The organism is Streptomyces desertarenae, assembly GCF_042681365.1.
Taxonomy (GTDB): Bacteria; Actinomycetota; Actinomycetes; order Streptomycetales; family Streptomycetaceae; genus Streptomyces; species Streptomyces desertarenae.
Map to the genome: position 1 here is coordinate 30093 of NZ_JBHUFU010000027.1, position 25695 is coordinate 55787.

Below are 25695 nucleotides of genomic sequence, written 5' to 3' on the forward strand. Positions count from 1 at the left end.
ATCCGGGACGCCGGGATGTCCCACCCCCGCCGGACCTGCCGAAACGCCGTCCCACCCGGGACGCCCCCGCCCTCGCGCAGGCGGCGCGGCGGGTCCGGGGGGCCGCGGAATCCGGGCCGCCCGCCCGGACGGCCGTGCTTGGATGGATGCGGCACGGGCGGATCCGGCGAAGGGGAAGCGGTGGAGGCGGCTGACGGCGCGGCCGAGTTCGCGGCACTGCTGCGGGAGTTGAAGGACCGTTCGGGGCTGAGCTACGGAATGCTCGCCAGACGACTGCACATCAGCACGTCGACACTGCACCGGTACTGCAGGGGCGAGGCGGTGCCCGTGGAGTACGCGCCCGTGGAGCGGTTCGCGCGGGCGTGCGGGGCGACGCCGCGGGAACTGGCGGAACTCCACCGGCGGTGGCGGGCGGCGGACGACCGGCGGGGGCGGCGGACCAGGACTCCTGCGGCGAAGGGGACCGCTCGGGCCGCGTCGCCGGAACCGGAGCCGGAGCCGGGGGAGCGCGCGCCGGCCCCCGCTCCCGGGCCGCGGCCCGGGGCCGGGCCGGACCCCGAACCCGGTCCGGGGCCCGACTCCGGGCCGGGGCCCGGGAGCGCCGGCCCCGCCGGCGACGGCCGCCCCCGCCGTCCCCTCCGCGGCAGGCGCCGCACCGCCCTGCTCACCGGCGTCTCCGTCGTGCTCGTCGCCGGAGCCGCCGCCCTCGTCGTGCAGCCGTCGACGGGCGGGGAGCAGACCGCCTCGAAGCGGCCGGCGGCCACCACCGCGGCCGGAGGCGGTCGGGACGAGGGGGACGCGCCGGCCCGGCCGGACCGACCGGTGCCGCCGTCGGCCCCCCGCACCGGCGGCACGAGCCCGTCCGCCGCACCGCGCACGGCCGGCGGGGAGGGCGGCGGGAACGGCCCGGCGCGACGGGAGGGGACCCGGGCGGAGCCGACCGACGGCGCCGCGCGCGACGGCGCCCCGCTGACCGTCTCCGTGCGCCCGTACGCTTGGGAGGATCCGTGCAGCCAGCACTACCTCGTCGACAGGCCGCCCTCCGAGGTGGACCCGCCGCCCATGGAGCAGGACGCCCCCGGATGGGTGGCCGCCACCGGCGCGGTCTCCTCCGGCAGCCAGTACGTGGAGCTGGCCGTCCAGGGCACGGGTGAGGAGACGGTCGTCCTCAGGGACCTCCACGTCCGCGTGGCCGCCAGGGGGGCGCCTCTGCCGTGGAACGACTACGCGATGGGCGTCGGCTGCGGCGGCGGGGTCTCCACCGGGCACTTCGCCGTGGACCTGGACGCCGCCCGCCCGAGCGCCGCCCCCGCGTCCGGCGGGCGGGGCCTGCCCCTCAAGGTGAGCGAGAGCGACCCCGAGGTGCTGTACGTCACCGCGAGCACGGACGCGCACGACGTCAGCTGGTATCTGGAGCTGGAGTGGTCCAGCGGCGACCGCGGCGGGACGCTCCGCATCGACGACCGCGGCGTGCCGTTCCGCACCAGTGGTGCCCGGGGGCGCCCCTCGTACGGCCATCCGCCGGGGGCGCAGGGCTGGGCGGCCGAGCCGGCCCGGGAGTGAGGCGGCGCACCGGCGGTCCCAGGTCGCCGGCGGGGCCACGGACCCGGACCGGACCGGCCGCTGCCGCGTGCCCTCGCCGGCGACCGGAGCGACCGGCGACAGGGGTCCGCACGCCGTCCGGGCCGACGCCGACCCGGACGGCGTGCGGAGGCGGTGGTGTCCGCGTCAGACCGCTGTGGCGGTCCAGCGCTGCTGGACCTGCCCGTGGCAGTCCCACTGGGTGAGCTGGGTGAGCGCGACGATGTCGAAGGTCTGGTCCATGCACTTGCCGCTGTACTTGTTGACCAGCGTGAACTGGTTGCTGTTCTCGACGCCCACCCGCGCCCAGAGCTGGTCCTCGTAGCCCTTGTTGCAGCCGTAGCCGGCCAGCTTGTGACCGTTCTCCACGCTGTGGTAGCCGTTGACCAGGCACGTTCCCGACGCCACGTTCCGCAGCTGGAACCAGTTGCCCTGGACGGGGACGACCTCCCACTGCTGGTTCGTCCCGCCGTGGGCGGGATACAGGGTGACCGGGTTGCCCGGGTTCGGCGAGCCGTAGGCCATGTCGGCCACGAGGTTGGGGTCCTCGACCGTGTGCAGGACCAGGAGCTGCGGGGCCGCCTGGGCGGCCGGCGTGTCGGGTCCCGCGGCGGTGGCCGGGAATCCGGCCAGGCCGGCGAAGGCCAGAGCGAGCAGTGCCGTGCCGCCGAGAGCCGTCTTCCGAGCGAAAGACATGACCGTCTCCTTCGATGGGGGGTGTCCGCCGTGGGGCGTGACGGTGCGGGACCAGAATCACGGGAAAGCCGAATTCGGTACACGGCGTGGGGGCCAAACCCCCTGAACGACGGATCCGGTGGTGCGGGGAAGGCGGCGACGGCGTGGAAGCGCCCCCCGTGCGCGGTGGCGAATATTGCGATCTGACTTTCCGGTGGCGGTCGGATCGGCAAGAGGGCCGCTCCGCCCGAGGCGGGCAACCGGCCTCCTGGCCCGCCGGTTTCCGGCGCGGGGGCCGTCCCCGCCGCCCGGCCCGCCGCCCCGGCCGGACGGGCACCACCGCCGTCCGGTCGGCGAGGGAGAAGCCGTGGACGTGAAAACCCGGTGGCGTCCGCCCGGGGAACCGGCCGTCGCACGGAATTTCCCCGGCACGGGGTACAGGGGGCCGGGAGTGGGAAGCGGTTGCGTCCGGCCCTCTTTCCCCGACGGAGTGCGGTGGTGGTCGGGACGGCCGCCGCCTCCCCCGCCGGCGGGGGAGGCGGCAGGGCGGTCGCCGGCCCCCGGGAAACCCTGTATGATCATGGACAGCTCCGGTGCCCGGCACCGGGCGATGCGTCCGTGGTCCAAGGAAAGACGTCCGCCAACCGGCGGGAAATGCAGGTGCAAGGCCTGCCGGGCGCTCCGTGAGGGGTTCTCCGCCTCCTGTGGGGGCGGGGGACCCCTTCTCCGTCTCCCCGGGCCCGGTCACCGCGCCAGGTCCTCCAGGAAACGGTCGACGGTGTCGTGGGTGACGTGCGGCATGGCGACGAGGTGGGCCAGGGGACCCTCGGCGGCCAGGTGCCACCGGCGGCAGACGTGGGGCGCGGGCCGGTCGAAGACCACGGTGAGCGAGGCCGGGTGGCGCAGGCAGCGCCTCCCGAGGGCGAGGATGCGGCTCTCGGCGTACGCGGCGACGGACAGGCAGTGGGCGGCACGGGCGGCGAGCCCGTCGCGTCCCAGCCGTCTGAGGGCGTACCAGAGGAACACGGCCGCCAGTGCGTTGCGCGAGCAGGCGAGGGTGGCGTCGCGGGCGCCCAGGTACTCGCCGGCCGCGCCGGGGAAGGGCACCAGGTGGTCCCGGGCCAGGACCACACCGCACGGCACGGGTGCGCCGATCAGCTTGTGCCCGCTGATGGCGAGGGTGTCGGCGCCCGCGTCGAAGCCCCACGGGGGCGGGTTGGGGGCGAAGGCGGCCACGAGGGCGCCCAGCGCCCCGTCGACGTGCAGGTGGCACTCCCCCGCCGGCGCGGTCGCCGCGCGCACCGCGGGCAGGTCGTCGACGGCTCCGAGCATGGTGGTGCCGACGGTGGCGACCACGACGGCTCCCCGCCCGGCGTGCCGCCCGCAGGCGTCCCGCAGCGCCCGGACGTCCATGCTCCCGTCCCGCCGGGTGGGAACGGCCACGGTCTCCATGCGCAGCAGCGCGGCGGCCCTGGCGACCGTGTGGTGCGCCGCCGCGCTGTGGTAGAGGGGCGCCCGGGGAAGGCGTTCCCGGCCGGTGTGCAGACCGAAGAGGTTGCCCTCCGTGCCGCCGCTGGTGACGTAGCCGTACGTGCGGTCCGGATCGCCTCCCGCCAGGCGGGAGAGGAAGCGCACCACGGGGCGCTCGAACGGCTGCCGGTCGGGGCGGAACGGGTCCCCCGGCCCGGGGTCCCCCACGGTGTTCCACAGCACGTCCAGCAGGCCGCCGAACGCGCGGTAGTCCACGTCCAGGTTGACCGGATACCCGATCGAGGTCTCCCGCCGCCGGCGCAGCGCCTCCCCGAACCGGTGCACGAGCTCACCGTCCTCCGCGGCGGTGGTCCACGGGAGGTCGGCGATGCCGAGGCCGCCGGCGCCGCCGGAGGGTCCGCGGTCCGCGTGCGGGAAGATGGTCACGGGCATGGTTCCTTCGCGCGGCGACAGGGGTGTTCCCGCCCCAACCCCAGCAGGACGGGGAGGCGGTGGCGGGGACCGCAACGGCCGTGCCCGCGGCATCACCCGTACGAGGGCCGGTGTCCGGGTGCGGGCCGCCCCCCGGGCGGGTCGGGACCGGGCGTGGCGGCCCGGCGAGCACGGGCACTCGGGGATGCCCCCGCGGCGACGGCCTGCCCAGCGCGTCCGCGAGGCTGCCGTCGCGCGGGAGGAGGACGTTGCCGGGTCGATCGGCCCCACGGCTCGTCGCGACCGGGGCGCGGGCACTGCGGTCCGCTTCCGGGAGCGCCGAGAAGCGCGCCCGGCAGGGCTGGACGACGGCTTCGTGGAAGGCAGGCCCGGATCGGGCAGGACCCGTGGCCGCGGTTCCCCGTCGCCGGTGCGGGATCCGGAAGGTTGCACCGGGGGGCGGCCCGGCCGTTTCCGTTCCGCACCGAGGCGGGACCGGGGACGCAACCGGGCCCGGCTGCGCGAGGACGCAGCCGGGCCGGTTCGGAATCTCTGATCCCTCCCTGTCCTCAGATCGTGAGGAAGACGTTGACGACGACGCCGACCACGATCACCACGAGGACCACCCAGGGCCACATGGGGCGCTCCTCGGCCGGCTTCCACCCGGTGGAATCTGGCATGGTTGCTCCTCGCTCGGTGAGTGATGTCGGTTCGGGGGGCCGGACCCGCGAAAGACGGGGGACGGGCGGGGGACTCGGCCACGGGGTGCCGGCGGAACAGGCTGTGAAGCCGGTTTCCTGCACCGGTCAGGGGCGCCGGTGCAGGACCGCGCGCGTCACGGATACCCGTCCCGGTCGAGGCATGTCCGGCGCAGCGCTTTGATGCGGTCGTTCCGTCCGGCGATGCAGCCGGCCACGGTGCGCGGGGTTCCCGCACCGCGGATCTCCGCGGTGCGTACCCTGTCGGCGGTCCCGGTGCTCACCTCGCACGCGCTCGTGACCGCGACGGTGGCGAGCGGCCGGCAGGGCCGCCGCGCGCCGCCGGCGGCTCGTCCCGCACGCGCGGTTCCGCACCGGGTTCATGCTGCCTCCTGGAGCTGCCGGGGAGACTGTGAGCAGCCCACCGCTCGCTGCGCTCTGCATCCCCTCCATCGTGGACCGCGCACGCGCGCACTTCAGTGGGGCTGACGTCCGATCTCCGGGTGCAGTTCTCTGCACCCCGTCCCGGCTGCCCAGGGTCGTTCGGCGCCTGCTCGAAGGCGCGGCGGGGCGCACCGCGCGGTCATGCCCGCAGATAGGCCAGCACCGCGAGCACCCGGCGGTGGCCGCTCTCGGGCGTGGGCATGCCGAGCTTGGCGAAGATGTTCCCGATGTGCTTGTTCACGGAGCTCTCCGCGATGAACAGCATCCCGGCGATGGTGCCGTTGTTGTGCCCCTCCGCCATCAGGGCCAGCACCTCGCGCTCCCGCTGCGTCAGGCGGGAGAGCGGATCGTCGCCGACCTTCCGGACCATCAACTGCGAGATGACCTCGGGGTCCAGGGCGGTCCCGCCCTCGGCGACGCGCTGCAGGGCCTGCAGGAACTCGTCGGTGCGCCCCACCCGGTCCTTGAGGAGGTAGCCGACCCCGGAGGCGCTCTGCGCCAAAAGCTCGGAGGCGTAGGCCCGTTCGACGTACTGGGAGAGCACCAGGACCGGCAGGTCCGGCAGGTGCTTGCGGGCCTCCACCACCGCCCGCAGACCGCCGTCCCGGAAGTCGGGCGGAAGGCGCACGTCCACCACGGCCACGTCGGGGCGGTGCTCCAGCAGCGCGGCGGGCAGGTCGTCCGCGTTGTCGACGGTCGCGCACACGTCGTGCCCCTCGCCGGCGAGGAGCAGCACCAGCCCCTCCCGCAGGAGGGCGTTGTCTTCGGCGATCAGGATCCGCATGGAATCTCCACCTTCAGTACGGTCGGCCCGCCGGGCGGGCTGAACAGCTCCGCGGTGCCGTCGAACGCGGCCACCCGGCGCCGGAGGCCGAGGACTCCGCCTCCGGCACCCTCCGACGCGCCACCCCGGCCGTCGTCCTCCACCCTGATGGAGACCGTGTTCTCGGTGATGCGCAGCCATACCAGCGCGGTCCGCGCGCCGCTGTGCTTGGCGACGTTGGCCAGCGCCTCGGACACGACGAAGTAGGCCGCCGCCTCGACCGCCGCGGGGGCCCGGGGCGGCGGGCCGCCCGCGTCGTCGACGTCGATCCTCGTCGGCACCTCGCACAGGCCCGCCAGCGCCCGCACCGCGTCGACCAGACCGCGGTCGGCGAGCACGGGCGGGTAGATGCCGCGGACCAGCTGCCGCAGCGACTGCAGGGCCTGCTCGGTCAGCTGCTGCGTCGCGTCCAGCATCTCCGGCACCTGCTCGGGCCGCACGGCGAGTGCCCGCTTGATCATGCCCAGCCGCATCGAGACGGCCACGATCCCGGCCTGGGCGCCGTCGTGCAGATCGCGCTCGATGCGCCGCAGTTCGGCGTCGTGGGCGTCCAGCGCCTCGGCCCGGGTGGTCGCCAGCTCGCGGACCCGCTGCGCCAGCCCGGCCCGCGGCCGCGCACTCAGCAGCCGGCGGGAGGCGCCGCCGTGCACGCGGGCCAGCAGCCACGTCACGGCCATGGCCACCACGGCGTACCCGAGCCCCACGCCCAGGGCGGCGATCGCCTTGCCCCAGGAGTCGACGGTGAGCGCGATGATCGCGTCGCGTTCGCCGGGGGCGAGCTTCCACCACACCGGCGCGGTCAGCCAGTCGACCACGCCGCCGCACACGCTCAGGGCCAGCACGCACAGCGCCGTGCCCAGGCTGCTGTGGGCGAGCAGCCACACGAGGTCCTTGCGCACCGCCGGGTCGCGCAGCGACGGTCCGGCGTCGGGCGGGGCGTGGACCGCCCGGTCGCGGTAGGCGGTACGGACCTCCCGCCCGGTCAGCCGGCCGACCTGGCCGCGGTGGAAGTCCGCGTAGCGGCGCAGCACGCGCAAGGCGGTGGGCAGCAGCAGGAACCCCATGCCCACCAGGCAGAGCGCGAAGACGACGACGACCAGGTACAGCAGCACCACGCCGAGCAGACCGGTGCCGAAGCAGACCAGGATGTAGCCGATGGCGGAAGGGAAGCGGAGTACGGTCTGCCGGATCCGGACGTCGGGTTGTAATCGCCGTGGTGCGGCGGGGAGCCCGGATGCCCGCACCGCCGTTCGAACCCTCCGACTCGACATCGTGGCCACCCTACCACTCTGTGTGACCGCCCTGGGGGTAGTTGTCTGCACCCCGGAGTCTCCAGTGCGTGCCGTGGTCACCCGCGTCCCCGCGCGCCTACCGTCCCGAGAGCCGGAGCAAGCACCACCGCGGGGAAGGGCCTGACGTGAGCAGAAGGGGACGGGCGGGACGGGTCGAGGACGCCGAGGGCACGGCGGGGAGCACGCTTCCCCGCAGCCGTGCCGACAGCGGCCCGCCCCCCGACGCGCACTGGGCGGTACGGCTCGACGGGGTGCGCAAGACCTACGGCAAGGGCGCGGGCGCGGTCCACGCCCTGCGCGACCTGTCGCTGGCCTTCGCGCGCGGCTCGTTCACGGCCGTCATGGGGCCCTCCGGGGCCGGCAAGAGCACCTTCCTGCACTGCGCCGCGGGCCTGGACCGCCCGGACGCGGGCACGGTCGTGCTCGGCGGCACGGACCTGGCGTCCCTGAGCGAGACCGACCTGGCGATCCTGCGCCGCGAGCGCGTCGGGTTCGTCTTCCAGGCCTACAACCTCATGTCCGCGCTGACCGTGGCGGACAACATCACCCTCCCGCTGATGCTCGCCGACCGCGGCCCCGACCCGCAGTGGCTGGACCGCGTGGTGGGTCGGGTCGGCCTCGCCGACCGGCTGGACCACCGGCCCGCCCAGCTCTCCGGCGGCCAGCAGCAACGGGTCGCCATCGCCCGCGCCCTGGCCGCCAGGCCCGAGGTCGTCTTCGCCGACGAGCCCACCGGCGCGCTCGACACCCGCACCGCCCGGCAGGTGCTGCAACTGCTGCGGGACATCGTGGACGGCACGGGCCAGACCATGATCATGGTCACCCACGACCCGGTCGCCGCCTCGTACGCGCACCGGGTGGTCTTCCTCGCCGACGGGCGCTACGCCGAGGAGACGACGCAGCCGACACCCGAGCAGGTGGCCGAGCGCATGACGCGGCTGGGGGAGTGGTAGGGCGTGTTCCGTCTCGTTCTGCAGACCCTCGCACAGCGCACGTCCGGATTCGTCGGCGCCTTCGTGGCGCTCTTCGGCGCCTCGGTGCTGATCACGGCCTTCGGGATCATCCTCCAGTCGGGCATCGGCGACGGCGTCCCGGTCCAGCGCTACGCGGACGCGGCGGTCGTCGTCGGCGGTGAGAAGTCGTTCTCCGTCCGCGAGGGGGACAGCACCAGGACCACGTCGCTCGACGACGCGGTGGGGGTGTCGGCCGACCTCGTCGCCAAGGCGGCGCGGGCCGGGGGCGCGGCCGGGGCGGTGGGCGTGCTGCGCTTCCCCGCGGAGGTCGTCGACGGCGACGGCCGTCTGGTCAGGGGAGCGGACGACCACCGGTCGGTCGGCGTCAACTGGGCCAGCGCCGCGCTCGGGCCGTTCGACCGGGAGGGCCGGGCACCGGAGCGCGCCGGCGAGGTGGCCCTGGAGAAGTCGGTGGCCGAACGGGCGGGCGTGGGGCCCGGCGACACGGTGCGGATCGCCTCCACCCGCCCGGCGGGCGACTACCGGGTCGTCGGCGTGGTGGCGTACACCGGCGGCGGGGGCGCGCTGCGCACGCCGCCGGTGTTCTTCGCGGAGGGCGACGCCCGCGCCCTGTACGGCCGCGGCGACCGGGTCAGCGCCATCGGGGTGCTCGCCGCCGAGGGCACGGACGCGGAGCGGCTGGCCGACCGGGTCGGGGACGCCCTCGACGGGGCGCGCGTCGAGCTCTACACCAGCGACGGGCGCAGCAGCGTGGAGAACCCCGACGTCGCCTCCGCGCGGGGGAGCCTCAAGGAGCTGGCGGGCTCGCTCGGCGGCACGGTCGTCCTCATCACCATGATGGTGGTGGGCAGCACGCTCGCCCTGAACATCCACCAGCGGCGCCGGGAGCTCGCCCTGCTGCGGGCCATGGGCGCCACCCCGAAGCAGATCCACAAGATGATCGCCGGCGAGGCCCTGGTGATCGCGCTGATCGCCTCGGTGCTCGGCTGCGTGCCCGGCGTGCTGGCGGCGGGCGTGATGCGCGGGGCGCTCTCCGTGATCGGCGTGCTGCCGGAGGACTTCTCCTTCTCCTACGGGCCGCTGCCGATGATCGCCGCCGTCTTCACCGGTGTCGTGGCGGCCCAGGCGGCCGCGTTCGCGGTCGCGCGGCGCGTGGTCGCCATCCGGCCGGTGGAGGCGCTGAGCGAGTCCCACACCGAGGAGCCGCGCCTGGGCCGCGTCCGGGTCTTCGTCGGCGTGCTGCTGCTGGTACTGGGACTGGCCGCCTCGCTGCTGCCCCTGTTCTTCGGCAGCGTCTTCGCGGCGGCGGGGGCGGGCAGCGGCGGACTGATCATGGTCATCGCGATCCTCGTCCTGGCGCCTCCGGTGGTCGGCCGCATGACCCGTGTGCTGGCGCGGCCGTTCCAGCGGCGCTTCGGCAACCTCGGATACCTGGCCGTGGCCAACACCCGCGCCGACTCCCGCCGGCTGGCCGCCGGAATCGGCCCGCTCGTCCTGGCCATCGGCTTCGCCTCGGTGCAGCTGTTCATCCCCACCACCACCTCCCGCGCGGCGGAGCAGCAGGCGGCGCAGGGCGTCGTCGCCGACTACACCCTCATCGGCGCCGCCGGGGGCCTGCCGGTCGACGTCCCCGAGCACGTGCGGGACCTGCCCGGAGTCGCGGCGGCGGCGGGCACCGTGCGCGTCGACCTGTTCGCCTCCCGGAAGCTGCTGGACTCCCCGGAGGTCTTCGACTACCAGGCCCAGGGCCTGTCCCCCGGCGGACTGGACCAGGTCGTCGACCTCGACGTCCAGCGGGGCGACCTCGGCGCCCTGTCCCCGGGCACCGTGGCGCTCAGCACCGGCGCCGCCTCCACGCTCGGCGCCGACCTGGGGGACCCGGTGCGCCTGCACCTGCCCGACGGCGCCACCGTGACGCCGAAGGTCGTCGCGGTCTACGCGCGCGGGCTGGGCTTCGGCGACGTCACGCTCCCGCACGAGACGGTGCTCCGGCACAGCTCCCGGCACATGTACGACTCCGTGCTGGTGAGACTGGCGGAGGGGGCCGACAGGGACGAGGTCGCCGGCGCGCTGGCCTCGCTCGACGAGCGCTACCCCGGGACCGAGGTGCTGGACGAGGGGGGCCTCTCCTCGGCCCAGCGCCGGACGGCCGTGGCCGGCCTGGTCGGCAGCGCCCTGCCGCTCGTGCTGGTCTTCGGCTACATCGCGGTGGCCGTCGCCAACACGCTGGTGATGACGACCCTGGCCCGGGGACGGGAGTTCGCCATGCTCCGGCTGGTGGGCGCCACCCGGAAGCAGGTGATGAGGATGATGCGGACCGAGACCGGCATGCTGGTCCTCATCGCCGTCGTGGTCGGCACCCTCGTCCCGCTGCTGCCGCTGACCACGGTCAGCTTCGGCCTGACCGAATCCCCGGTCCCGTACATTCCGCCTTTCATGTACCTGGGAATCGTCGCGGCCACGTCCGCGCTCGCCGCCGGGGCGGTGCTGGTGCCGACGAAACTGGCGCTGCGGTCCCGTCCCGTGGAGGTGATCGGCCTGCGCGAGTAGGGCGGTCACCGGAAACCAGCACACCGCGCGGGCCGGATGCCGTGCGGCACTGCGGCGACCCGGGTCGTTCGGCTGCCGCTTGGTGAGTGTTTGGTTCGCATATCGCAGGCTTTGCTGCGATATCACGGGCTTGTTCCCCGGTGGACCGCATCCGGTTTGCGCTGATATGCCGCCGACGGCGCTGAGCAGCCACCCGCCGGGCGTGATCCTTTGCCCGGGAGTACGCCGTCTCATCCAGCGATGCCCCAGCTCGCCCCGATCCCCCCACCGGGTCCCGTACGCCCCGCCCACCGACGAAGCCCTGCCGTATCCCGGCAGTAGGCAGCCGCGACGACGCTGTCCCAGCGACTCGCCCGACGCCCGGTGAGAGCTGGTCCGCCCCACCCTGGAAGCCCGGCGAGCGGCCCGGCCCGGCATCCGCCGCCCCACCCACGACCTGCGCGACCTGATGGACGCCATCCTCTATGTCGACCGCACCGGCATCCCTGGCGCTGGGTCGTCGAACGCACTCCGGGCCGGCTCATGCACCACCGCCGCCTGGCCCGCGGCTACGAAACCCTGCCCACCCGCTCCGAAGCCATGATCCACCTCGCGATGATCGACCTCATGAGCCGCCGCCTCACCGGCGAAGCCGCCCCCAACTGGCGCGGCACCTGAACGACAAACCAAACGAACAACCGAGAACCAGACGCTCACTTACTGACTTCGGCTTGTCAGGGTGAGGCTGGATTATCGAGGGTCAGGCCGGTGCCGGCTATGAAGCCGTCGAGGGTGTCGGGCCGGTACCGAAGCCGCTTGAGCCGGTTGCGCACGAGGGCCTCGAGCCGGTCCAGGGCGACGACGGCGAGGTTGGCCAGGCTGCGTTTGACGTGTGCCCAGCCCAAGAGTGTCCAAGGATCACGTTGCCCGGATACGGCAAGGACCAGTGACCTCCGACTGCCAGTCGATCTCCTTGCCTGCTTGATCGCGGCTGGAGAAGACTGGTGGCCTTCGGTGGGGAACGGCGGGAGACGAGCGATGACCACGATGAGAAGCGGCACCTCATGGGAGGCGGACGGACAGCCGCCGCCTCAGCCGAGGGTCGGCCAGAACCTACTGGTGGGTGCGGCACTGATCGTCGTGTCCGTGGTTGCCGTACTGATCTGCCATTTCGTTTTCACCAGCTGGCTGCCCAGCGATCGCACCCGGTACCGGGAGTACGAAGCGGCCGAGGCGTGCCCCGCCCGCAGCGTGACACCGAGAGCGGAGGACTGCCTGCGGGAGATCACTTTCACCGTTGAGGACACCTCGCTTGGCGCCAGGAGGACAACGGCGACCCTGCTCGGTCCGGAGCCCTTCTCGAGGATGGTCGTGTCGTTCGGCGACACGGAGCCGGTGTTGAGAGGGCTTCAGCGGGGGGACCGGGTCACCGGTACCGTGTGGCGCGGCGTCGTCGTGGTGGTTGCCGAGAGGGACGTCCGGCAGAATTCCAGCGATGCGCCTCGCGACGAGCCCCAGATGATAGCCGCCGTCGGCACGTTCGCGGGGCTGCTGGCAGCGTGGGCGCTGATGTTCGGTGCGATGCATCTGGCCAGGCCGCGCGACCCCGGACTCTTCACCTGGCGCCCGTACGGCAAATGGCTGCTCATCGTCACGGGGGCAACCTGCGCCGTCGTGGGTCTGTCCGCCGTGTGGACGGGCCTCCCGTGGTTGTTCGTGCCCACGGTCTGCGGGGTGGTCGTCGCAGGTACGGCGTGGTTCCTCCACCGAGACCTGCGACTCAGGCGGGTCGGCCGGTAGATCGGGCATGACACGGCGAACAACGAACGTTCAGTGCTTCGGCTCGTCAAGGTGTCGCTGGTTCGTCGAGAGTCAGGCCGGTGCCGGCTATGAAGCCGTCGATGGCATGGGGGACATGGGTGTTCAGACGGTCCCGGACCAGCACGACGGGTGCCTCGACGAGCCGGTGGACACCGTCGATCAGCGTGGCCATCCTCGCTGCGGCCCGCACCTGGTCCCCCACCCAGCCGTGGGCGGCCGGGCCCTGATCGAGGTACGCGGCCAGTTTCTCCGGGCAGCGCGGGGACAGCCGACAGCGGGGTCCGCTCGGGCCACGGGAAGCCGGGGCCTCACGACCACCGCCCCGCCACAACCGATGCCGGCGGTAAGCCGGCTTCATGCTCACCCGCAGCCGCCGTGCCACCTCCGACGGCTCGATCTCCTGCTCGAACAGCTCGGCCGCCTGCATCCGCACCGACTCCCGGCGCCGACGTCCCACAGCGGTCAGCCCACCCCCGTCCGCATACCTCACACACCACGGGACACAGCCACCGCTCCAGGCCCATCAGGGGCTTGGCAGAGATTCACCCTGGCGAGCCGAAGTCAGTGACGACCCCGACCCCCCGGATGGCCCGGTGCCGGCCTGCTTCGGGCCGGCGGGTCCCGCCTTGTCGGAATCCCCGCCGACCATGACGAACAGTCCGGCGGGACGCCCGATTCTCGTTCCGTCCTCTCCTGCGCTCCCGGCCCGAGCGGCGGTGGAGTCCCGTGGAATCACAGAGCTTTCTCCGACCTCGGGCTGAGGCGCGACGAAGGGGGGATGATCTTCACGACGGTGGGACCCGGTTGCTGCTACAGCGGAGTTCCCGCGGGAGGCGCCGGCCTTTGCGGGCGGCCATGGCCCGCTCGCCGAGGCAACGGATCCTCGTGTGGGTGCTGGTGTCAGCTTGAGACGCCGGCCGCGGAGGGGCACCCGCATGGTGCCGCCGGCGCCTTGGTGCGCCTTGTCCGCCCAGCATTCCACCGCCGCGTCGCGGGGGCGTGGCCACCGGCAGCCCCCATGTGTGGCGAGCGCACGGCACGGTGGGTGAGGCCGACAGCAGCCGACCTGCCGCATCGGCGATGACCTGCCACGCCGAGCCGGGCTCGTCGGACATGGCGGCGCCGACCCGGCTGGGAGCCACCGCGGAGCTGCGCACCGACCGGTGACCGGTCGGTGCGGACCCGGTCTACCGGTTCGCGGCTCCGCGAGAGGCGATCCGGCCCGTGCGACCGATCGCGCGGCCCACCGCGTTGCGCACCGCGAGGCCGGGCCGGGTGCGGGGCACCATGAGCCTGGAGAGCAGACCGACGCGTCGCTGCCGCGGACCCACCTCACGGCGGAGCCGCGACTCGTAGGCGGCGAAGGCGCGAGCGTGATCACCGGGATGGGCGGCGAGCTCTTCCGCGAGGGCGTACGCGCCCGCCATCGCCATGCTGGACCCGTCGCCCAGCAGAGCTGTCGCCGCCGCCGCGTCCCCGAGCAGTACGACCCGCCCGCGGGACCACGAGGGCACCCGGACGGTGGTCAGGGAGTCGAAGAACGGAGCCGGGTGGTCGAGGAACGCCGCCACGAGTTCCGGTGCCCGCCACCGCACGTCGGCGTAGGCGTCGGCCACGGTCTGCTTGTGAAGGTCGGTGTTCTTGCGGTCGTGGGGCGCCAGCCGTGCGGCCCGGAAGGTGAAGATCGCGAGCGGAGTGGTCCGCGAGGGGTGGACGACCAGCATCCGGTTCGGGACGGTCAGCATCGTCATCTCGCTCGGGTCCTCGATGGCGTCGGGTTCCAGCGGGACGGTCGCGCCGTACAGGCCCAGGTCGCTCGCGAACTGCCGCTCGGGTCCGAATACCAGGCGCCGTACGGTGGAGTGCAACCCGTCGGCACCGACCACCAAGTCGAAGCGCCGTGGCGCGGACCGCCGGAAGGTGACGTCGACCCCACCTCCGTCCTGGTCGAGAGCGGTGACCGTGTCGTCGAACAAGAACTCGGCCTCGGTCTGCGCCGACCGGTGGAGCACCTCGGACAGGTCGGCTCGGGTCACCTCGACCATCGGCGCCTCGTCCGAGGTGAGCGGGAGTTGCAGGATTCGCCTGCCTCTGGGGTCGAGCAGGGTCAGCGACCGATTGCGGGTGGCGAGCCCGCGGAGCTGCGGGAGGATGCCCATGCGGTCGGCGACCGGGATCGCGGGCCCCTTCACGACGATCGCGCTGCCACCGGAGCGCAGCTGCCGGGCGTGTTCGACGACCGTCGGCCGGTAGCCGTTCCGGGAGAGCCAGTACGCGAGTGCGGGCCCTGCGATTCCGGCACCGACTATCAGCACCTCGGGCTTCTTCATGACGATGACCTCTCGGAGTGTCGATGACCAGGTCCCCGGCGAGTGCCGGGACCGGGTCTCGGGGCGCGGCGGCGCGGAGCAGCGCAACCGGACCAAGGTACGAAATATTTCGTACCTCAGTGGAGCACATCCTTCGGGTACGATTCAAGTCGTACCTGAAGGGGGTGCCGCGTGGCCGGGAAGAACCTGGTCGGCCCGGAGGCCGATGCGCTCGATCTGGGTGCGGTGTTTCGCGCCCTCGCCGACGAGCACCGTCGTTCGGTGGTGACGCAGTTGGCCGCCGACCGCAGCGACGACGAGCGGGGCTGCAACTCGTTCGATCTTCCGATCTCGAAGCAGACCCAGACCCACCACTTCCGCGTCCTGCGCGAGGCAGGTCTCATTGACGAGATCGACTACGGCAACCGCAAGGGCATCCGGCTACGACGCGCGGACATCGAGAAGAGGTTCCCCGGGCTGCTCGCCCTCCTGGAAGGAGAGTCCCCGGGCGGTACCGCTCCTCGCCGAGCACGGCCGAGCACACCGGAGGGGGCTTCGAGTCAGCCCTGAGCCGCGAGCTCGACCGCGTCCGGCTCGCAGGTGGCCGAGCACGACGCGGGCACGAAGGGGACCGGTGTCGTTCCGGCCACCGCCCCGCACTCGTGATCGGCGCCGAGCACTTCCGCGCGCTCCCTCACGCCAACACCCACTGAGGTTTCCTCAACCTGCGTGCGCAGCGGTGCCACTGGGGTGGGAGCGGGGTCCGGGCGTGGAGAGGCTCCTGGCAGACGGGTGCGTGTCGAGTCCGAGCCGTCCTGACCGCTTTGGCTCCGACCCTCGCCGAGGCGAGGTGAGGGCAGTGGCCGCGGCCGGGGTGCGCTGCTGGGCGGACAGGGGCTACCAAGGGGCCGGCGCCACGATTCGCGTTCCCCACCGCGGCCCGCACCGTTGGCGTCGGTCCCCGAGCTGTTCACCGGGTCGCCGGCCGTGCAACCGGTCACCGACGGGGACCTCGGCCCGGACGGCCCCGTCGGCACCGCCGCCGGCGGACTGCCGCCCGCGGCGCGGGACGTGACCCTGCGGCACCTGCTGAGCCGCTCCTGGGGCTACGCCCCCCGGCCGGCTTCCCGGGCCACCCGCTCAAGCCGGCCCCGGTACTCCTCCCACCAGGCCGGATCGCCCGGCGCCATGCTGTCGTTGCCCTTGTTCATCCCGACGGCACCGTCCACGAGCTCCCGGACGATGTCGGCGTGGCCGGCGTGCCGGTGGGTGTCGGCGATCACCCGCACCACGGCGTGGTGCAGGGTCACCTCGTCCCTGCCGTCGGGCCACCACGGCACCCTGCCGACCGTGTCCAGCGCCAGCGCGTCGATCGTCGCGTCCGCGTGCGCCCACGCCCGGCGGTAGAGCCCCACGAGGGCCTCGCGCGACTCCTCGGCGGTGGCCCACATGTCCGCGTTGGGCTCGGCACCGTCCTCGAACCAGGGCAGCGGCTCCCCGGACGGCCGCCCGAAGGTGTCGCCGAGGTAGCCCAGCTCCACACTGGCCGCGTGCTTCACCAGGCCCAGCAAGTTGGTGCCGGTCGGCGTCAGCGGGCGGCGGACGTCGTACTCCGGGAGCCCCTCGAGCTTCCACAGCAGGGCGTCGCGGGCGGACTGGAGGTAGAAGCGGAGGTCGGCCTTGGGGCCCGAAGCGTTCACGGGGCCATTCTGCCGCCCGCGCGCTCCCCGTCCACCGCCTGCGGCCGACCGGACCGGAGGACGCGCCGGGCGAACCGGACACATGCCGCCATTCCTTCCGGCCCCTCCCGGATGTCGCGCCGCCGCGAACCGCCGCGGCCTCCTCCCCGGCCGGAGCGCGCCCGTCCCTCCGCCCGTGCGCGGACTCGTTAGGATCCCCGTCATGCCGCTGACCGCGAAGGACGTGGAACGGTTCGAGGCCGCGCGACCCCGCCTGGGGGCCATCGCCTACCGCCTCCTCGGTTCCGCGAGCGAGGCCGAGGACGCCGTGCAGGAGACCTTCCTGCGCTGGCAGGCCGCCGACGCCGAGCGCATCGAGGTCCCCGAGGCATGGCTGACGAAGGTGCTCACCAACCTGTGCCTCAACCAGCTCGCGTCGGCCCGCGCGCGGCGCGAGACCTACGTGGGCCAGTGGCTCCCCGAACCGCTGCTCGACGGGGACCCGATGCTCGGCCCGGCCGACACCGCCGAGCAGCGCGAGTCGGTCTCGTACGCGGTCCTCACCCTCATGGAGCGGCTGTCCCCCAACGAGCGGGCGGTGTACGTGCTGCGGGAGGCCTTCGGCTACCCGCACCGGGAGATCGCCGGAATCCTCGGCCTCACCGAGGCCGCCAGCCAGCAGGTCCTCCACCGCGCCAAGAGGCGCATCGCGGACGGCAGGGCCCGCACCGAGGTCGACGGGGCCACCGCCCGGCGGGTCGTCGAGGAGTTCCTGGCGGCCGCCGCCGGCGGGAGGACCGAGCCGCTCGTGCGGCTGCTCACCGCCGACGCCGTCTCGATCGGCGACGGCGGCGGGAAGGTCCCGGCCCGCGCCAAGCCGTTCGAGGGCGCCCTCGCGGTCGCGAGGTTCATGCGGGGCCTGTTCAAACCCGCACGGTCCAAGCGCGCCCTGGTCGGCGGCTCGCCCGAGATCCACCTCACGAGCGCCAACGGCGGCCCCGCCGTCGTGGCGGTCGTCGACGGCCGGGTCGTCGGCATCATCTGCCCGGAGGTCACCCCCGAGGGCATCGCCGCGCTCCGCAGCCAGGTCAACCCCGACAAACTCGGACGCGCGACCGAGGTGTGGGCGGCCTCCGACCACGGGGAACCCCTGTTCCGCGCTTTCTGACCACGACGCGAGGGCCCTCGGCCCGGTGCACGGGACCCCGGCCCCGGTGTTGCCCGGCTCACACCGCGCTCCCGTCAGGAAACGGCGCACTGCCCGGTTCAAGGGGTGAAACCGCGCCGGACACGGGCGGAACCGCGCAGATGGGAGCAGGGAAATGCAGCACCGCATCATCGTCCTGGGCGCCGGGTACACCGGAGCCTTTGCGGCCGGCCGCCTCGCCAGGCGGCTGCACCGCGACGACGTCGCCATCACCTCTCGTCAACGCCGGGCCCGGCTTCGTCGAGCGCGTCCGGATGCACCAGCTCGCGGCCGGCCGGGAACTGAGGCCCCGGCCCCTTGCCGAGATGTTCGCGGGCACCGGCGTCGGGCTGAGGATCGCGGAGGTCACCGGCATCGACGCCGACCGCAGGACCGTCGCCGTCACCGGCGCGGACGGCGGCACCGAGGAACTGGAGTACGACACCCTCGTGTACGCCCTCGGCAGCGGCTGGGACGACCAGGGCGTCCCCGGCGTCGCCGAGCACGCCCACGAGATCGCGAGCCGGCCCGGGGCGCTCCGGCTGCGCGAGCGGCTGGCCGCCCTGGACGCCGGGCAGCCCGTGGTCGTCGTCGGCGGCGGCCTCACCGGTCTGGAGGCCGCCGCCGAGATCGCCGAGGCCCGCCCGGACCTCGCCGTCGCCCTCGCCTCCCGCGGCGCCCTCGGCGACTGGCTCTCGGACAGGGGCCGCGGGCACCTGCGGAAGGTCCTCGGCACGCTCGGCGTCACCGTGCACGAGCACACCGCCGTCACCGGCGTCGGAGCCGACCACGTCACCACCGCCGACGGCGGGACCGTCCCGGCTGCGGTCACCGTGTGGGCCACCGGCTTCGCGGTCCACCCGATCGCGCGGGCCACCGCCCTGAAGGTCACCGGCACGGGCCGGATCGTGGTCGACGCGACCATGCGCTCGGTCTCGCACCCGGACGTGTACGCGGTCGGTGACGCGGCCATGGCGACGGGCCCCGGCGGCAAGCCGCTGCGGATGTCGTGCGCCTCGGGCGTCCCCACCGCGTGGCAGGCCGCCGACGCCATCGCGGCGCGCCTGACCGGCGGGAAGCTCCCGAACGTGCCGATCCGCTACGTCAACCAGTGCATCTCGCTGGGCCGCGGGGAAGGCCTGATCCAGTACGTCACCGCCGACGACCGGGCCGTCGGCGCGGCCCTGACCGGCCGGCTCGCCGCCGTCTACAAGGAACTGGTCTGCAAGGGCGCGGCCTGGGGCGTCGCCAACCCGACCCTCGGCCTGCCGACCCGCCGCCGCCGCGTCGTACGGGAGGGGGCCCGGACGGGCTCGTCCGCCGGGGCGCCGGCCTGACCCGCGCGGCGAAGCGGGCACCCGCGCCGCACGCCGCCGTGGATCCACAAGCCTGCGGGAGGGACTGCGAGCGTCGATCGGCCGCCGCTCACTTACGATGACGGCCGACCCGGCCGAGGCGACGGGACACGGCTGGAAGGAGACGGCATGGTGGACCAGGACACGACCGGGCGGTCCCGGCGACCCCGTGCGCGCCGGCGCGGCCAGGGCGAACTGGAGGTGCAGGTGCTGTCGGCGCTCCGGGAGGCGCCGGGGCCGGTGGACACCGCCTGGGTGCGGGAGCGGCTCGGCGGCGACCTGGCGTACACCACCGTGATCACCATCCTGACCCGGCTGCTGGGCAAGGGCGCGGTGACGCGGGAGAAGGCGGGGCGCTCCTTCGTGTGGTCGCCGGCGGCGGACGAGGCCGGCCTGGCAGCGCTGCGCATGCGGCGGGTCCTGGACGGGGAGAGCGACCGCCAGGCGGTGCTGGCGAGCTTCGTGACCTCGCTGCCGCCAGGGGACGAGCGGCTGCTGCGGGAGTTGCTGGAGCGGGCCGAAGAGCCGGAGGACTGACACGGCCATGGGGGTCTTCGTCTTCCTGCCGCTGGTGCTGCCGCTGACGGCCTGGCCGATCGCGCGCCTGGCCGAACAGCACCTGCACCCGCGCACCGCCACGGTTCTGCTGTCGGTCGCGGCGGGGGTGCTGGCGGTGTGCAGCACGCTGTGCCTGGCCCTGCTGATGGTGGTGGGCACCGCGCAGTTGCCGGGCAACCCGCTGCCGGACGGCTGGTCGGACCCGGAGGTGCGCGAGGCGGTCCCGTACGACGAGGTCGCGGGCCGGGCGGCCATCCCCGCCCTTCTCGCCGTCCTGGCGGCCTGTGCGCGGACGCTGTGGGTGCGCCGCCGGGTGCGGCGCCGGGCGGCGCGGGCGCTGGCGGGCGCGCGCGGCTCGGCGGTGGCGGTGCTGTCCGATCCGGAGCCGTACGCGTACGCGCTGCCCGCCGCCCCGGGCCGGATCGTGGTGTCCACCGGGATGCTGGCCTGTCTGGAGGGCGGGGAACGGCGGGCGCTGTTCGCGCACGAGCGGGCACACCTGGCCGGGCGGCACCACCGGTTCCTGTTGGCCGTGCAGTTGGCCGCGCGGGCCAACCCCTTCCTGCGGCCGCTGCGTTCCGCGGTGTCCTACACGGCGGAGCGGTGGGCGGACGAGGACGCGGCGGCCGCGGTCGGCAGCCGGCGGGTGGTGGCCCGGGCGGTCGGGAAGGCCGCCCTGGTCTCCCGCGGCACCGGCCCGGCCGCGGCACCGGCCCACTTCGCCGCGGCCGGGCCGGTGCCGCGGCGCGTGGCGGCGCTGCTGGAGCCGGCCCCGGCGGCGCGCAGGTGGCCGCCGGTGTTCACCACGGCGGGACTCGCGGCCTGGACGGCCGCGGCCGGCACTACGGTCTCGGCGCTGTCCTCGGCCAACTCCGCCGTCACCCTGTTCCTCGTGCTGAAGGCGGCCACCCCGCTGTAGGGCCCGAAGGGCGCCCGGCCGGGCCGGTCCCTGCCGCGGTCCCGCGGCCGCCCCGCCCGCCGCCGGGGCCCGGGGCGCGGAAGCGCGCCCCGGGCCCCGGGCCGGTTCCCGCGGCGACGGGAGGAGCCGCGGGGGCGTCACGCCTCCTCGTCGCCTCCGTCCTCGAAGGCGTCGCCGATCTCGTCGACGACCTCGGCGGCGACCATGCCGCCGACGACACCGACGGCGAGTCCGGCAGCGCCCGCGGCGATGGCGGTGCCCATGCCGGGGCCGGAGCGGTGACCGCCGTGGTGGTCCCCGTGGCCGTCGTGGCTGTGGCCGTCCCTGTGCGCGTACCCCTCGCCACCAGAGGCGTAGTGCCCGTAGGGGGCCGTGGTGCCGTGCGCGGCGCGGTGTTCGACGAGCTGCCGCACCCAGGCGTCGACCTCGGCGTTCCAGTCGCGGGCGTCCCGGTGGCCGACGGTGAAGCGGGTGAGGGCGTCGTGGCCGCCGAAGAGGCCGCCCCGCTTGTCCGCCTCCAGCACCACCTCCAGCCCGCCGGGGTTCGCCAGGAAGGTCACCTCGACCTCGTTCACCGCGTGCGCGTACTGCGGAGCGGGGGTGAGCTCGATCTCCTGGTAGAAGGGGAGGGTCTGGCCGGTGCCGCCGATGTGCCCGTACTCCAGGTCGGCCGACTTGAAGCCGAATCCGAGGTGCCCCAGCGCCTCCAGGATCGCCTCCTGCGCCGGGAGCGGACCGACGGTCAGCGGGTCGAGGTCGCCCTTGTCCCTCGCGCCGGCCACCGCCAGCCCGGTGCGCACCCCGAGCACGATGCCCAGCGGCCGGCCGTGCAGTTCCGTGACGGGGGTCTCCCACGGCAGCGTCACGGCGAACGGAACGCTGCGCTGCTCTCCCTCGGCCAGGCGGAAGCCGCCGCCGACGACGAAGCGGTCGAAGACGACCCCGCCCTCGGACTCGCCCTCCCCGTGCTCGACCTCGACGCGGGCGACCAGTTCCAGGGCGATGTGGTCGATGTCGAAGTCGGCGCTGCCGCCTCGGAGGTGGACCTGCCCGGTGAGGGCGCCGCCGGGCAGGAACGGGCCGGGGTCGAGGACCGTGTCCACCGTGGGGCCGCCCACGCCGAGCGAGCCGAGCAGCCTTTTGAACACCATCGTGGCGTTCTCCTTACCTCTGTGTGTGCGTGCGAAAGGGGGGTGGCGCCGCGCCGGCGGAAGGGGGGCGCCGGCGCGGCACCGCATCGGTCCCCGCCGGGTTACCTGGCCGTGGTGTCCAGCGCGGCCAGGGCCTGGGCCCAGCGGACGTACTTCAACTCGGCCAGGTCGGCCACCGTCTTCACGCCGAACGCCTCGTCCAGCAGCTCGCCGTCACGGTCCGAGACGCCCTTCAGGGCGGAGACGGGCGCCTGGAGTATCTCCGGCAGGGCCTTGTCCGCCCACGCCTTGTCCAGCACCTTGTCCAGGTCGATCGAAGCCACGCATGCCCTCCCAGGCTGATGGTGTGTGAGCGAGGCGACCGGGCCGGAACCGCGGTGCGGCTGCGCGGCCCCGCCCGCGGCCGGGTACGGCGGCCGGTCCCGGGGAACGGGGCGATCGGCCGGTACGTTGACCGGTCGCCCCGCCGCCTCCCCGGCCGGGGACGCCGCCCGTCGCGCCGTGCCCCTCTGCGCGGGACGCGCCCGCGAACGGCCGGTAAGGCATGGTCACCTCTCGTGTTTTCTACACGGCTGTAGAATCATAAGGGGTGGGAGATCCTGCCCGCGGTGCCCGGGGACGGCCGGGACGTGAAAGGCCGAAAACAGCCCCCCGGCGGGCGGGGTTCCCCCGCCGGCAGGGCGGAGGGGCCGGCCATTCGGACACCGCCCCCCGTGCCGAGGTGACGGACACCGGGGCGATCGGGTCCCCGTCGCAGTCGGGAGCGGGCCGTTGCCGTCGAGATGCCGCCGGGGAAGCGGGGGTACGGCTGGGGCTCGTGCCGCGGAAGGCGGTCTGGGCCGAGCGCGCCCTTCCGTGAGACCCCCGCCGGGGGCGCGGCTCCGGGGTGCGGTCCGGGGCCTGCGCCAGGCGCCAGTACGCGGGCGCGGGCCGGGTGCCCCGCTGCGGAGTCCGGTCCGGCCGCAACGGCTCGACGCGTGCCCGGCGGCGTCAGCCAACGACACACGTCGACCAACGATCGGATGATCCGAAGAAGACGGCCTAACCGGGGGAGCGGGTGCTGCGGATCGGGGTTCCGGCCCGGTGGAGGCCGGCGAGCGCCTGCCGGTAGGAGGTGAGCAGGCCGGTCTCCAGGTAGGCCACTCCCAGTTCCTCGCAGTGCCGGCGGACGATGGGACGGGCCCTGCGCAGGTTGGGGCTGGGCATGCTGGGGAACAGGTGGTGCTCGATCTGGTGGTTCAACCCGCCCAGCACGACGTCGGCGAACCGGCCGCCGCGGACGTTGCGGGAGGTGAGGACCTGGCGGCGCAGGAAGTCCGGTCGGTCCTCGCCGGTCAGGATCGGCATGCCTTTGTGGTTGGGGGCGAAGATGGAGCCGAGGTAGACACCGAACAGCCCCTGGTGGACGGCGAGGAAGGCGACCGCCATGCCGGGCGGCAGCGTCCGGAACAACGCGGTCAGGTAGACCGCGAAGTGCGCGAACAGCAGCGTTCCCTCCCAGGCGCGATTCCTCAGGGAGCGGTTCGCCAGCGCCCGCGCGCTCGCCACGTGCAGGTTCAGACCCTCCAGCGTGAGCAGCGGGAAGAACAGGAAAGCCTGCCAGCGGCCGATCAGGCGGGGCAGCCCCCTGGCGGCGCGGGCCTGGTCCTGGGACCAGATCAGCAGGTCGGGGGCGATGTCGGGGTCGAGTCCCGCGTGGTTGGGGTTGGCGTGGTGACGGGTGTGCTTGTCCTGCCACCACCCGTAGCTCATTCCGATGCACGCTCCGGCGATCCGCCCGGCCGTCTCGCTGGGCCTGCGCAGACGGAACACCTGGCGGTGGGCCATGTCGTGCGCGAGCAGGGCGACCTGGCCGAAGGCCAGGGCGAGGAGGGCGGCGACGGCCAGGGTCCACCAACTGGGGCCGACGAGCACGAAGGCGACCCAGCCGGCGGCGTAGAGCGCGGCCACCGCCGTGATCCGGACGGCGTAGTAGCCGGGGCGGCGCTCCATGAGACCGGCGTCGGCGATCTTCTTCGACAGCCGGGCGAAGTCGCTGCCGGGCGTGCGGGGGGAGGTGGTGTGCGTGGTCATGGCGACGGGTCTTCCTCCCTGGGCTTCTCCCGTGACGGTGCGGAACACCACCGCGTGCCTGCTCGCGGGGCCTTCCGGCGAGTCCTGCCGACGCGTGGCCGACCACGGAGGTCGCATCCGTCCGTCTCCGCCGCACGGGCCGGAGGAGGCCTCGTCTTGTCTTTTGTCCTTCACTCCCGTTCCGTTGTCAAAAGCAGAGAACGTTCGGGGCACTCCCAGGAGGGGACGTTCTGCGCCAGGGCGTGCGGGAACGATCCGTTTCCCGCCGGCGGTACGGACGGGCTGCAGACGGGCTGCCGTGCCCCCGGACCCCTTCCCCGCCGCAGCCGACCGCGCGGACGGCCGTGCCGGCCATGGCGACGCCGTCCCGGCGACCGCCCCGGCCGGCTCCGCGTACGGCCCGCCCTGGCGTCGGTTCGGACACCGGCCCCCGGAGGACCCCCTCGCCGACGTCCTCGGCCGGCTCCGGGTCCACCGCGCGTGAGGGCCACTTGGGGCACCCGACGTGATCCTGTCTCCTCGGAACCCGAAAACCTACCGTGTCCACGGTAGACATCCGGATGCATCGGGCCTACCATTTCCGTCGTAGCCAGTGAAGTCCGAGATGCGCGGCAGAACAGACGCGGACCGCCGCGAGGAGTACCCGGAGAGAACCGACAGAGAGGAGCAGACGCCATCAGGATCGCCTGGGCGGCCGCCTGACCGCTCGGGTACCGCAGACCCCGGAATTGGCAGGTGGTCCCCGGTCACACATCCGCGATCCCCGCTCCTCCGCCCCACCGGCGGCCGGGCGGACAACAGGAAGCCGGCGTACGGCGCCGGCAGATGGTGTTGAAACTCCCAGAGCCCTGGTGCCGTACGGCGCCAGGGCTCTTTCGGTGCGTCCGATGACAAGAGGTGCAGGTGCCTGCGAAGAACCGACCGAACACCGCCGACCGGCTCGATGACGACGACTTCCCCGCCTACACCATGGGCCGTGCCGCGGAGATGATCGGTGCCACTCCGGCCTTCCTGCGGGCCGTGGGGGAGGCCGGGCTCATCACTCCGCTGCGGTCCGAGGGCGGGCACCGCCGCTACTCCCGCTACCAGCTGCGCATCGCCGCGCGCGCCCGTGAGCTCGTCGACCAGGGCAATCCGATCGAGGCCGCCTGCCGCATCGTGATCCTGGAGGACCAGCTGGAGGAGGCCCTGCGGATCAACGAGGAGCTGCGCCGGTCGGGGCCGGCTTCCGACCGGTCCGCCGGCTCCTGACCGCCGGGTCCGGGGCGGTCCGGTGCCGCGCCCGGGAGTGCTCCGGTGCGCGGGTGCGGATATCTGCTGTGGCGGGGAGAGGAACAATCCGGCGGTCCGCGGAGGCTGCGCGGCGCCGTGCGGGGAGGGCCGGATATTCCTCCGCCCGCCGCCGCTTCCCCCGTGCTACTGTCGATCTCAGTTGCAGTTGTGGTTCCCAAAGACTTACAAGTGCTCCCACCGGCATTCCGTGCCGTGGGCGCACTTTCTTGTTTCCGGTGCTTTTTCCGGACGGGGCAATCATCGCGGCGACTCGGGGATCGCGCAGTGCGGTCCCGGACACTGCCCCGTGAAGGAGACGGACATGGCTACTGGCACCGTGAAGTGGTTCAACAGCGAAAAGGGCTTCGGCTTCATCGAGCAGGACGGCGGCGGCGCCGACGTCTTCGCCCACTACTCGAACATCGCCACCCAGGGCTTCCGCGAGCTCCAGGAG

The 25695-nt window shown here is 73.9% G+C and carries 19 protein-coding genes and 5 pseudogenes; 13 read left to right on the forward strand and 11 right to left on the reverse strand.

All coding sequences use genetic code 11. The features are described from left to right. The first annotated feature begins 180 nt into the window (after positions 1-180). Positions 181-1563 carry a helix-turn-helix domain-containing protein gene (locus ACFSJS_RS26670; RefSeq protein ID WP_380904838.1) on the forward strand — a complete coding sequence of 461 codons (1383 nt, stop codon included), beginning with the start codon at positions 181-183 and terminating at the stop codon, positions 1561-1563. Positions 1564-1728: 165 nt separating this feature from the next. Here ACFSJS_RS26670 and ACFSJS_RS26675 read toward each other — a convergent pair whose 3' ends face one another. The 4 genes from ACFSJS_RS26675 to ACFSJS_RS26690 form a co-directional block, all read right to left on the reverse strand. Beyond that, positions 1729-2277 (reverse strand): RICIN domain-containing protein, encoded by a 549-nt coding sequence (locus ACFSJS_RS26675; RefSeq protein WP_380904840.1) that lies wholly within the window; start codon positions 2275-2277, stop codon positions 1729-1731. A gap of 723 nt (positions 2278-3000) precedes the next feature. After that, entirely contained in the window at positions 3001-4173 is a 1173-nt protein-coding gene (locus tag ACFSJS_RS26680) for a histidine decarboxylase (RefSeq protein WP_380904842.1), read from the reverse strand. A gap of 1266 nt (positions 4174-5439) precedes the next feature. Next, on the reverse strand, positions 5440-6084 hold the full coding sequence (locus tag ACFSJS_RS26685; protein ID WP_380904844.1) for a LuxR C-terminal-related transcriptional regulator: 645 nt from the start codon (positions 6082-6084) through the stop codon (positions 5440-5442). Beyond that, positions 6072-7367, reverse strand: a complete 1296-nt coding sequence (locus tag ACFSJS_RS26690) for a sensor histidine kinase (RefSeq protein ID WP_380904846.1) — start codon at positions 7365-7367, stop codon at positions 6072-6074. The genes ACFSJS_RS26685 and ACFSJS_RS26690 overlap by 13 nt, the downstream gene beginning before the upstream one ends. Before the next feature lie 299 nt (positions 7368-7666). On the opposite strand from ACFSJS_RS26690, the gene ACFSJS_RS26695 reads away from it, so the two are divergent. The 3 genes and pseudogenes from ACFSJS_RS26695 to ACFSJS_RS26705 all read left to right on the forward strand — a co-directional run. After that, a complete protein-coding gene (locus ACFSJS_RS26695; RefSeq protein WP_380904872.1) occupies positions 7667-8368 on the forward strand; it encodes an ABC transporter ATP-binding protein in 702 nt (233 codons plus the stop codon). Positions 8369-8371: 3 nt separating this feature from the next. After that, complete coding sequence (locus tag ACFSJS_RS26700; RefSeq protein ID WP_380904848.1) at positions 8372-10939, forward strand: ABC transporter permease; 2568 nt, start codon at positions 8372-8374, stop codon at positions 10937-10939. Between the two features lie 489 nt (positions 10940-11428). After that, positions 11429-11596, forward strand: a pseudogene (locus ACFSJS_RS26705) (IS5 family transposase); the annotation flags it as partial. A 56-nt stretch (positions 11597-11652) separates the two neighbouring features. On the opposite strand, the pseudogene ACFSJS_RS26710 reads toward ACFSJS_RS26705, so the two are convergent. Continuing rightward, positions 11653-11817: pseudogene (locus ACFSJS_RS26710) on the reverse strand (IS630 family transposase); the annotation flags it as partial. Positions 11818-11956: 139 nt separating this feature from the next. Here ACFSJS_RS26710 and ACFSJS_RS26715 point away from each other — a divergent pair. Next, positions 11957-12718 carry a hypothetical protein gene (locus ACFSJS_RS26715; protein ID WP_380904850.1) on the forward strand — a complete coding sequence of 254 codons (762 nt, stop codon included), beginning with the start codon at positions 11957-11959 and terminating at the stop codon, positions 12716-12718. 178 nt (positions 12719-12896) lie between these two features. Here ACFSJS_RS26715 and ACFSJS_RS26720 read toward each other — a convergent pair. Both ACFSJS_RS26720 and ACFSJS_RS26725 read right to left on the reverse strand, forming a co-directional pair. Then, positions 12897-13229 (reverse strand): annotated as a pseudogene (locus ACFSJS_RS26720) (helix-turn-helix domain-containing protein); the annotation flags it as partial. Positions 13230-13926: 697 nt separating this feature from the next. After that, positions 13927-15069, reverse strand: a complete 1143-nt coding sequence (locus ACFSJS_RS26725; RefSeq protein ID WP_380904852.1) for an FAD-dependent monooxygenase — start codon at positions 15067-15069, stop codon at positions 13927-13929. Between the two features lie 171 nt (positions 15070-15240). Here ACFSJS_RS26725 and ACFSJS_RS26730 point away from each other — a divergent pair, with 171 nt between their 5' ends. After that, positions 15241-15618 carry an ArsR/SmtB family transcription factor gene (locus tag ACFSJS_RS26730; protein ID WP_380904853.1) on the forward strand — a complete coding sequence of 126 codons (378 nt, stop codon included), beginning with the start codon at positions 15241-15243 and terminating at the stop codon, positions 15616-15618. Between the two features lie 274 nt (positions 15619-15892). Beyond that, positions 15893-16048 (forward strand): annotated as a pseudogene (locus tag ACFSJS_RS26735) (IS5/IS1182 family transposase); the annotation flags it as partial. Between the two features lie 106 nt (positions 16049-16154). Here the strand turns inward: ACFSJS_RS26735 and ACFSJS_RS26740 are convergent. Next, positions 16155-16748, reverse strand: a complete 594-nt coding sequence (locus ACFSJS_RS26740) for a DinB family protein (RefSeq protein WP_380904854.1) — start codon at positions 16746-16748, stop codon at positions 16155-16157. A 202-nt stretch (positions 16749-16950) separates the two neighbouring features. On the opposite strand from ACFSJS_RS26740, the gene sigJ reads away from it, so the two are divergent. The 4 genes and pseudogenes from sigJ to ACFSJS_RS26760 all read left to right on the forward strand — a co-directional run bounded on the left by sigJ (position 16951) and on the right by ACFSJS_RS26760 (position 20745). Continuing rightward, entirely contained in the window at positions 16951-17895 is a 945-nt protein-coding gene (sigJ, locus tag ACFSJS_RS26745; protein ID WP_380904856.1) for an RNA polymerase sigma factor SigJ, read from the forward strand. A 154-nt stretch (positions 17896-18049) separates the two neighbouring features. Next, positions 18050-19250: pseudogene (locus ACFSJS_RS26750) on the forward strand (NAD(P)/FAD-dependent oxidoreductase). Positions 19251-19397: 147 nt separating this feature from the next. Next, positions 19398-19805 carry a BlaI/MecI/CopY family transcriptional regulator gene (locus tag ACFSJS_RS26755; RefSeq protein WP_380904858.1) on the forward strand — a complete coding sequence of 136 codons (408 nt, stop codon included), beginning with the start codon at positions 19398-19400 and terminating at the stop codon, positions 19803-19805. Positions 19806-19812: 7 nt separating this feature from the next. Next, positions 19813-20745 carry a M56 family metallopeptidase gene (locus ACFSJS_RS26760; protein ID WP_380904860.1) on the forward strand — a complete coding sequence of 311 codons (933 nt, stop codon included), beginning with the start codon at positions 19813-19815 and terminating at the stop codon, positions 20743-20745. 137 nt (positions 20746-20882) lie between these two features. On the opposite strand, the gene ACFSJS_RS26765 is transcribed toward ACFSJS_RS26760, so the two are convergent. The 3 genes from ACFSJS_RS26765 to ACFSJS_RS26775 form a co-directional block, all read right to left on the reverse strand. Beyond that, a complete protein-coding gene (locus ACFSJS_RS26765) occupies positions 20883-21896 on the reverse strand; it encodes a sporulation protein (protein ID WP_380904862.1) in 1014 nt (337 codons plus the stop codon). Between the two features lie 101 nt (positions 21897-21997). Then, on the reverse strand, positions 21998-22219 hold the full coding sequence (locus ACFSJS_RS26770) for a hypothetical protein (RefSeq protein WP_380904864.1): 222 nt from the start codon (positions 22217-22219) through the stop codon (positions 21998-22000). 718 nt (positions 22220-22937) lie between these two features. Further along, positions 22938-23969 (reverse strand): fatty acid desaturase family protein, encoded by a 1032-nt coding sequence (locus ACFSJS_RS26775; protein ID WP_380904866.1) that lies wholly within the window; start codon positions 23967-23969, stop codon positions 22938-22940. Between the two features lie 969 nt (positions 23970-24938). Between ACFSJS_RS26775 and ACFSJS_RS26780 the strand changes: the two genes are divergently transcribed. Together ACFSJS_RS26780 and ACFSJS_RS26785 are read left to right on the forward strand one after the other, a co-directional pair. Beyond that, positions 24939-25220 carry a helix-turn-helix domain-containing protein gene (locus tag ACFSJS_RS26780; protein ID WP_380904874.1) on the forward strand — a complete coding sequence of 94 codons (282 nt, stop codon included), beginning with the start codon at positions 24939-24941 and terminating at the stop codon, positions 25218-25220. Between the two features lie 343 nt (positions 25221-25563). Then, the coding region (locus tag ACFSJS_RS26785) for a cold-shock protein (protein WP_380904876.1) at positions 25564-25695 on the forward strand (132 nt) is incomplete at its 3' end.

Coding starts and splice junctions, on each gene's coding strand:
- ACFSJS_RS26765 (WP_380904862.1), bottom strand. CDS start 21,896: ATGGTGTTCAAAAGGCTGCTCGGCTCGCTCGGCGTGGGCGGCCCCACG.
- ACFSJS_RS26760 (WP_380904860.1), top strand. CDS start 19,813: ATGGGGGTCTTCGTCTTCCTGCCGCTGGTGCTGCCGCTGACGGCCTGG.
- ACFSJS_RS26715 (WP_380904850.1), top strand. CDS start 11,957: ATGACCACGATGAGAAGCGGCACCTCATGGGAGGCGGACGGACAGCCG.
- ACFSJS_RS26675 (WP_380904840.1), bottom strand. CDS start 2,277: ATGTCTTTCGCTCGGAAGACGGCTCTCGGCGGCACGGCACTGCTCGCT.
- sigJ (WP_380904856.1), top strand. CDS start 16,951: ATGCCGCTGACCGCGAAGGACGTGGAACGGTTCGAGGCCGCGCGACCC.
- ACFSJS_RS26780 (WP_380904874.1), top strand. CDS start 24,939: ATGGGCCGTGCCGCGGAGATGATCGGTGCCACTCCGGCCTTCCTGCGG.
- ACFSJS_RS26775 (WP_380904866.1), bottom strand. CDS start 23,969: ATGACCACGCACACCACCTCCCCCCGCACGCCCGGCAGCGACTTCGCC.
- ACFSJS_RS26755 (WP_380904858.1), top strand. CDS start 19,398: ATGGTGGACCAGGACACGACCGGGCGGTCCCGGCGACCCCGTGCGCGC.
- ACFSJS_RS26725 (WP_380904852.1), bottom strand. CDS start 15,069: ATGAAGAAGCCCGAGGTGCTGATAGTCGGTGCCGGAATCGCAGGGCCC.
- ACFSJS_RS26685 (WP_380904844.1), bottom strand. CDS start 6,084: ATGCGGATCCTGATCGCCGAAGACAACGCCCTCCTGCGGGAGGGGCTG.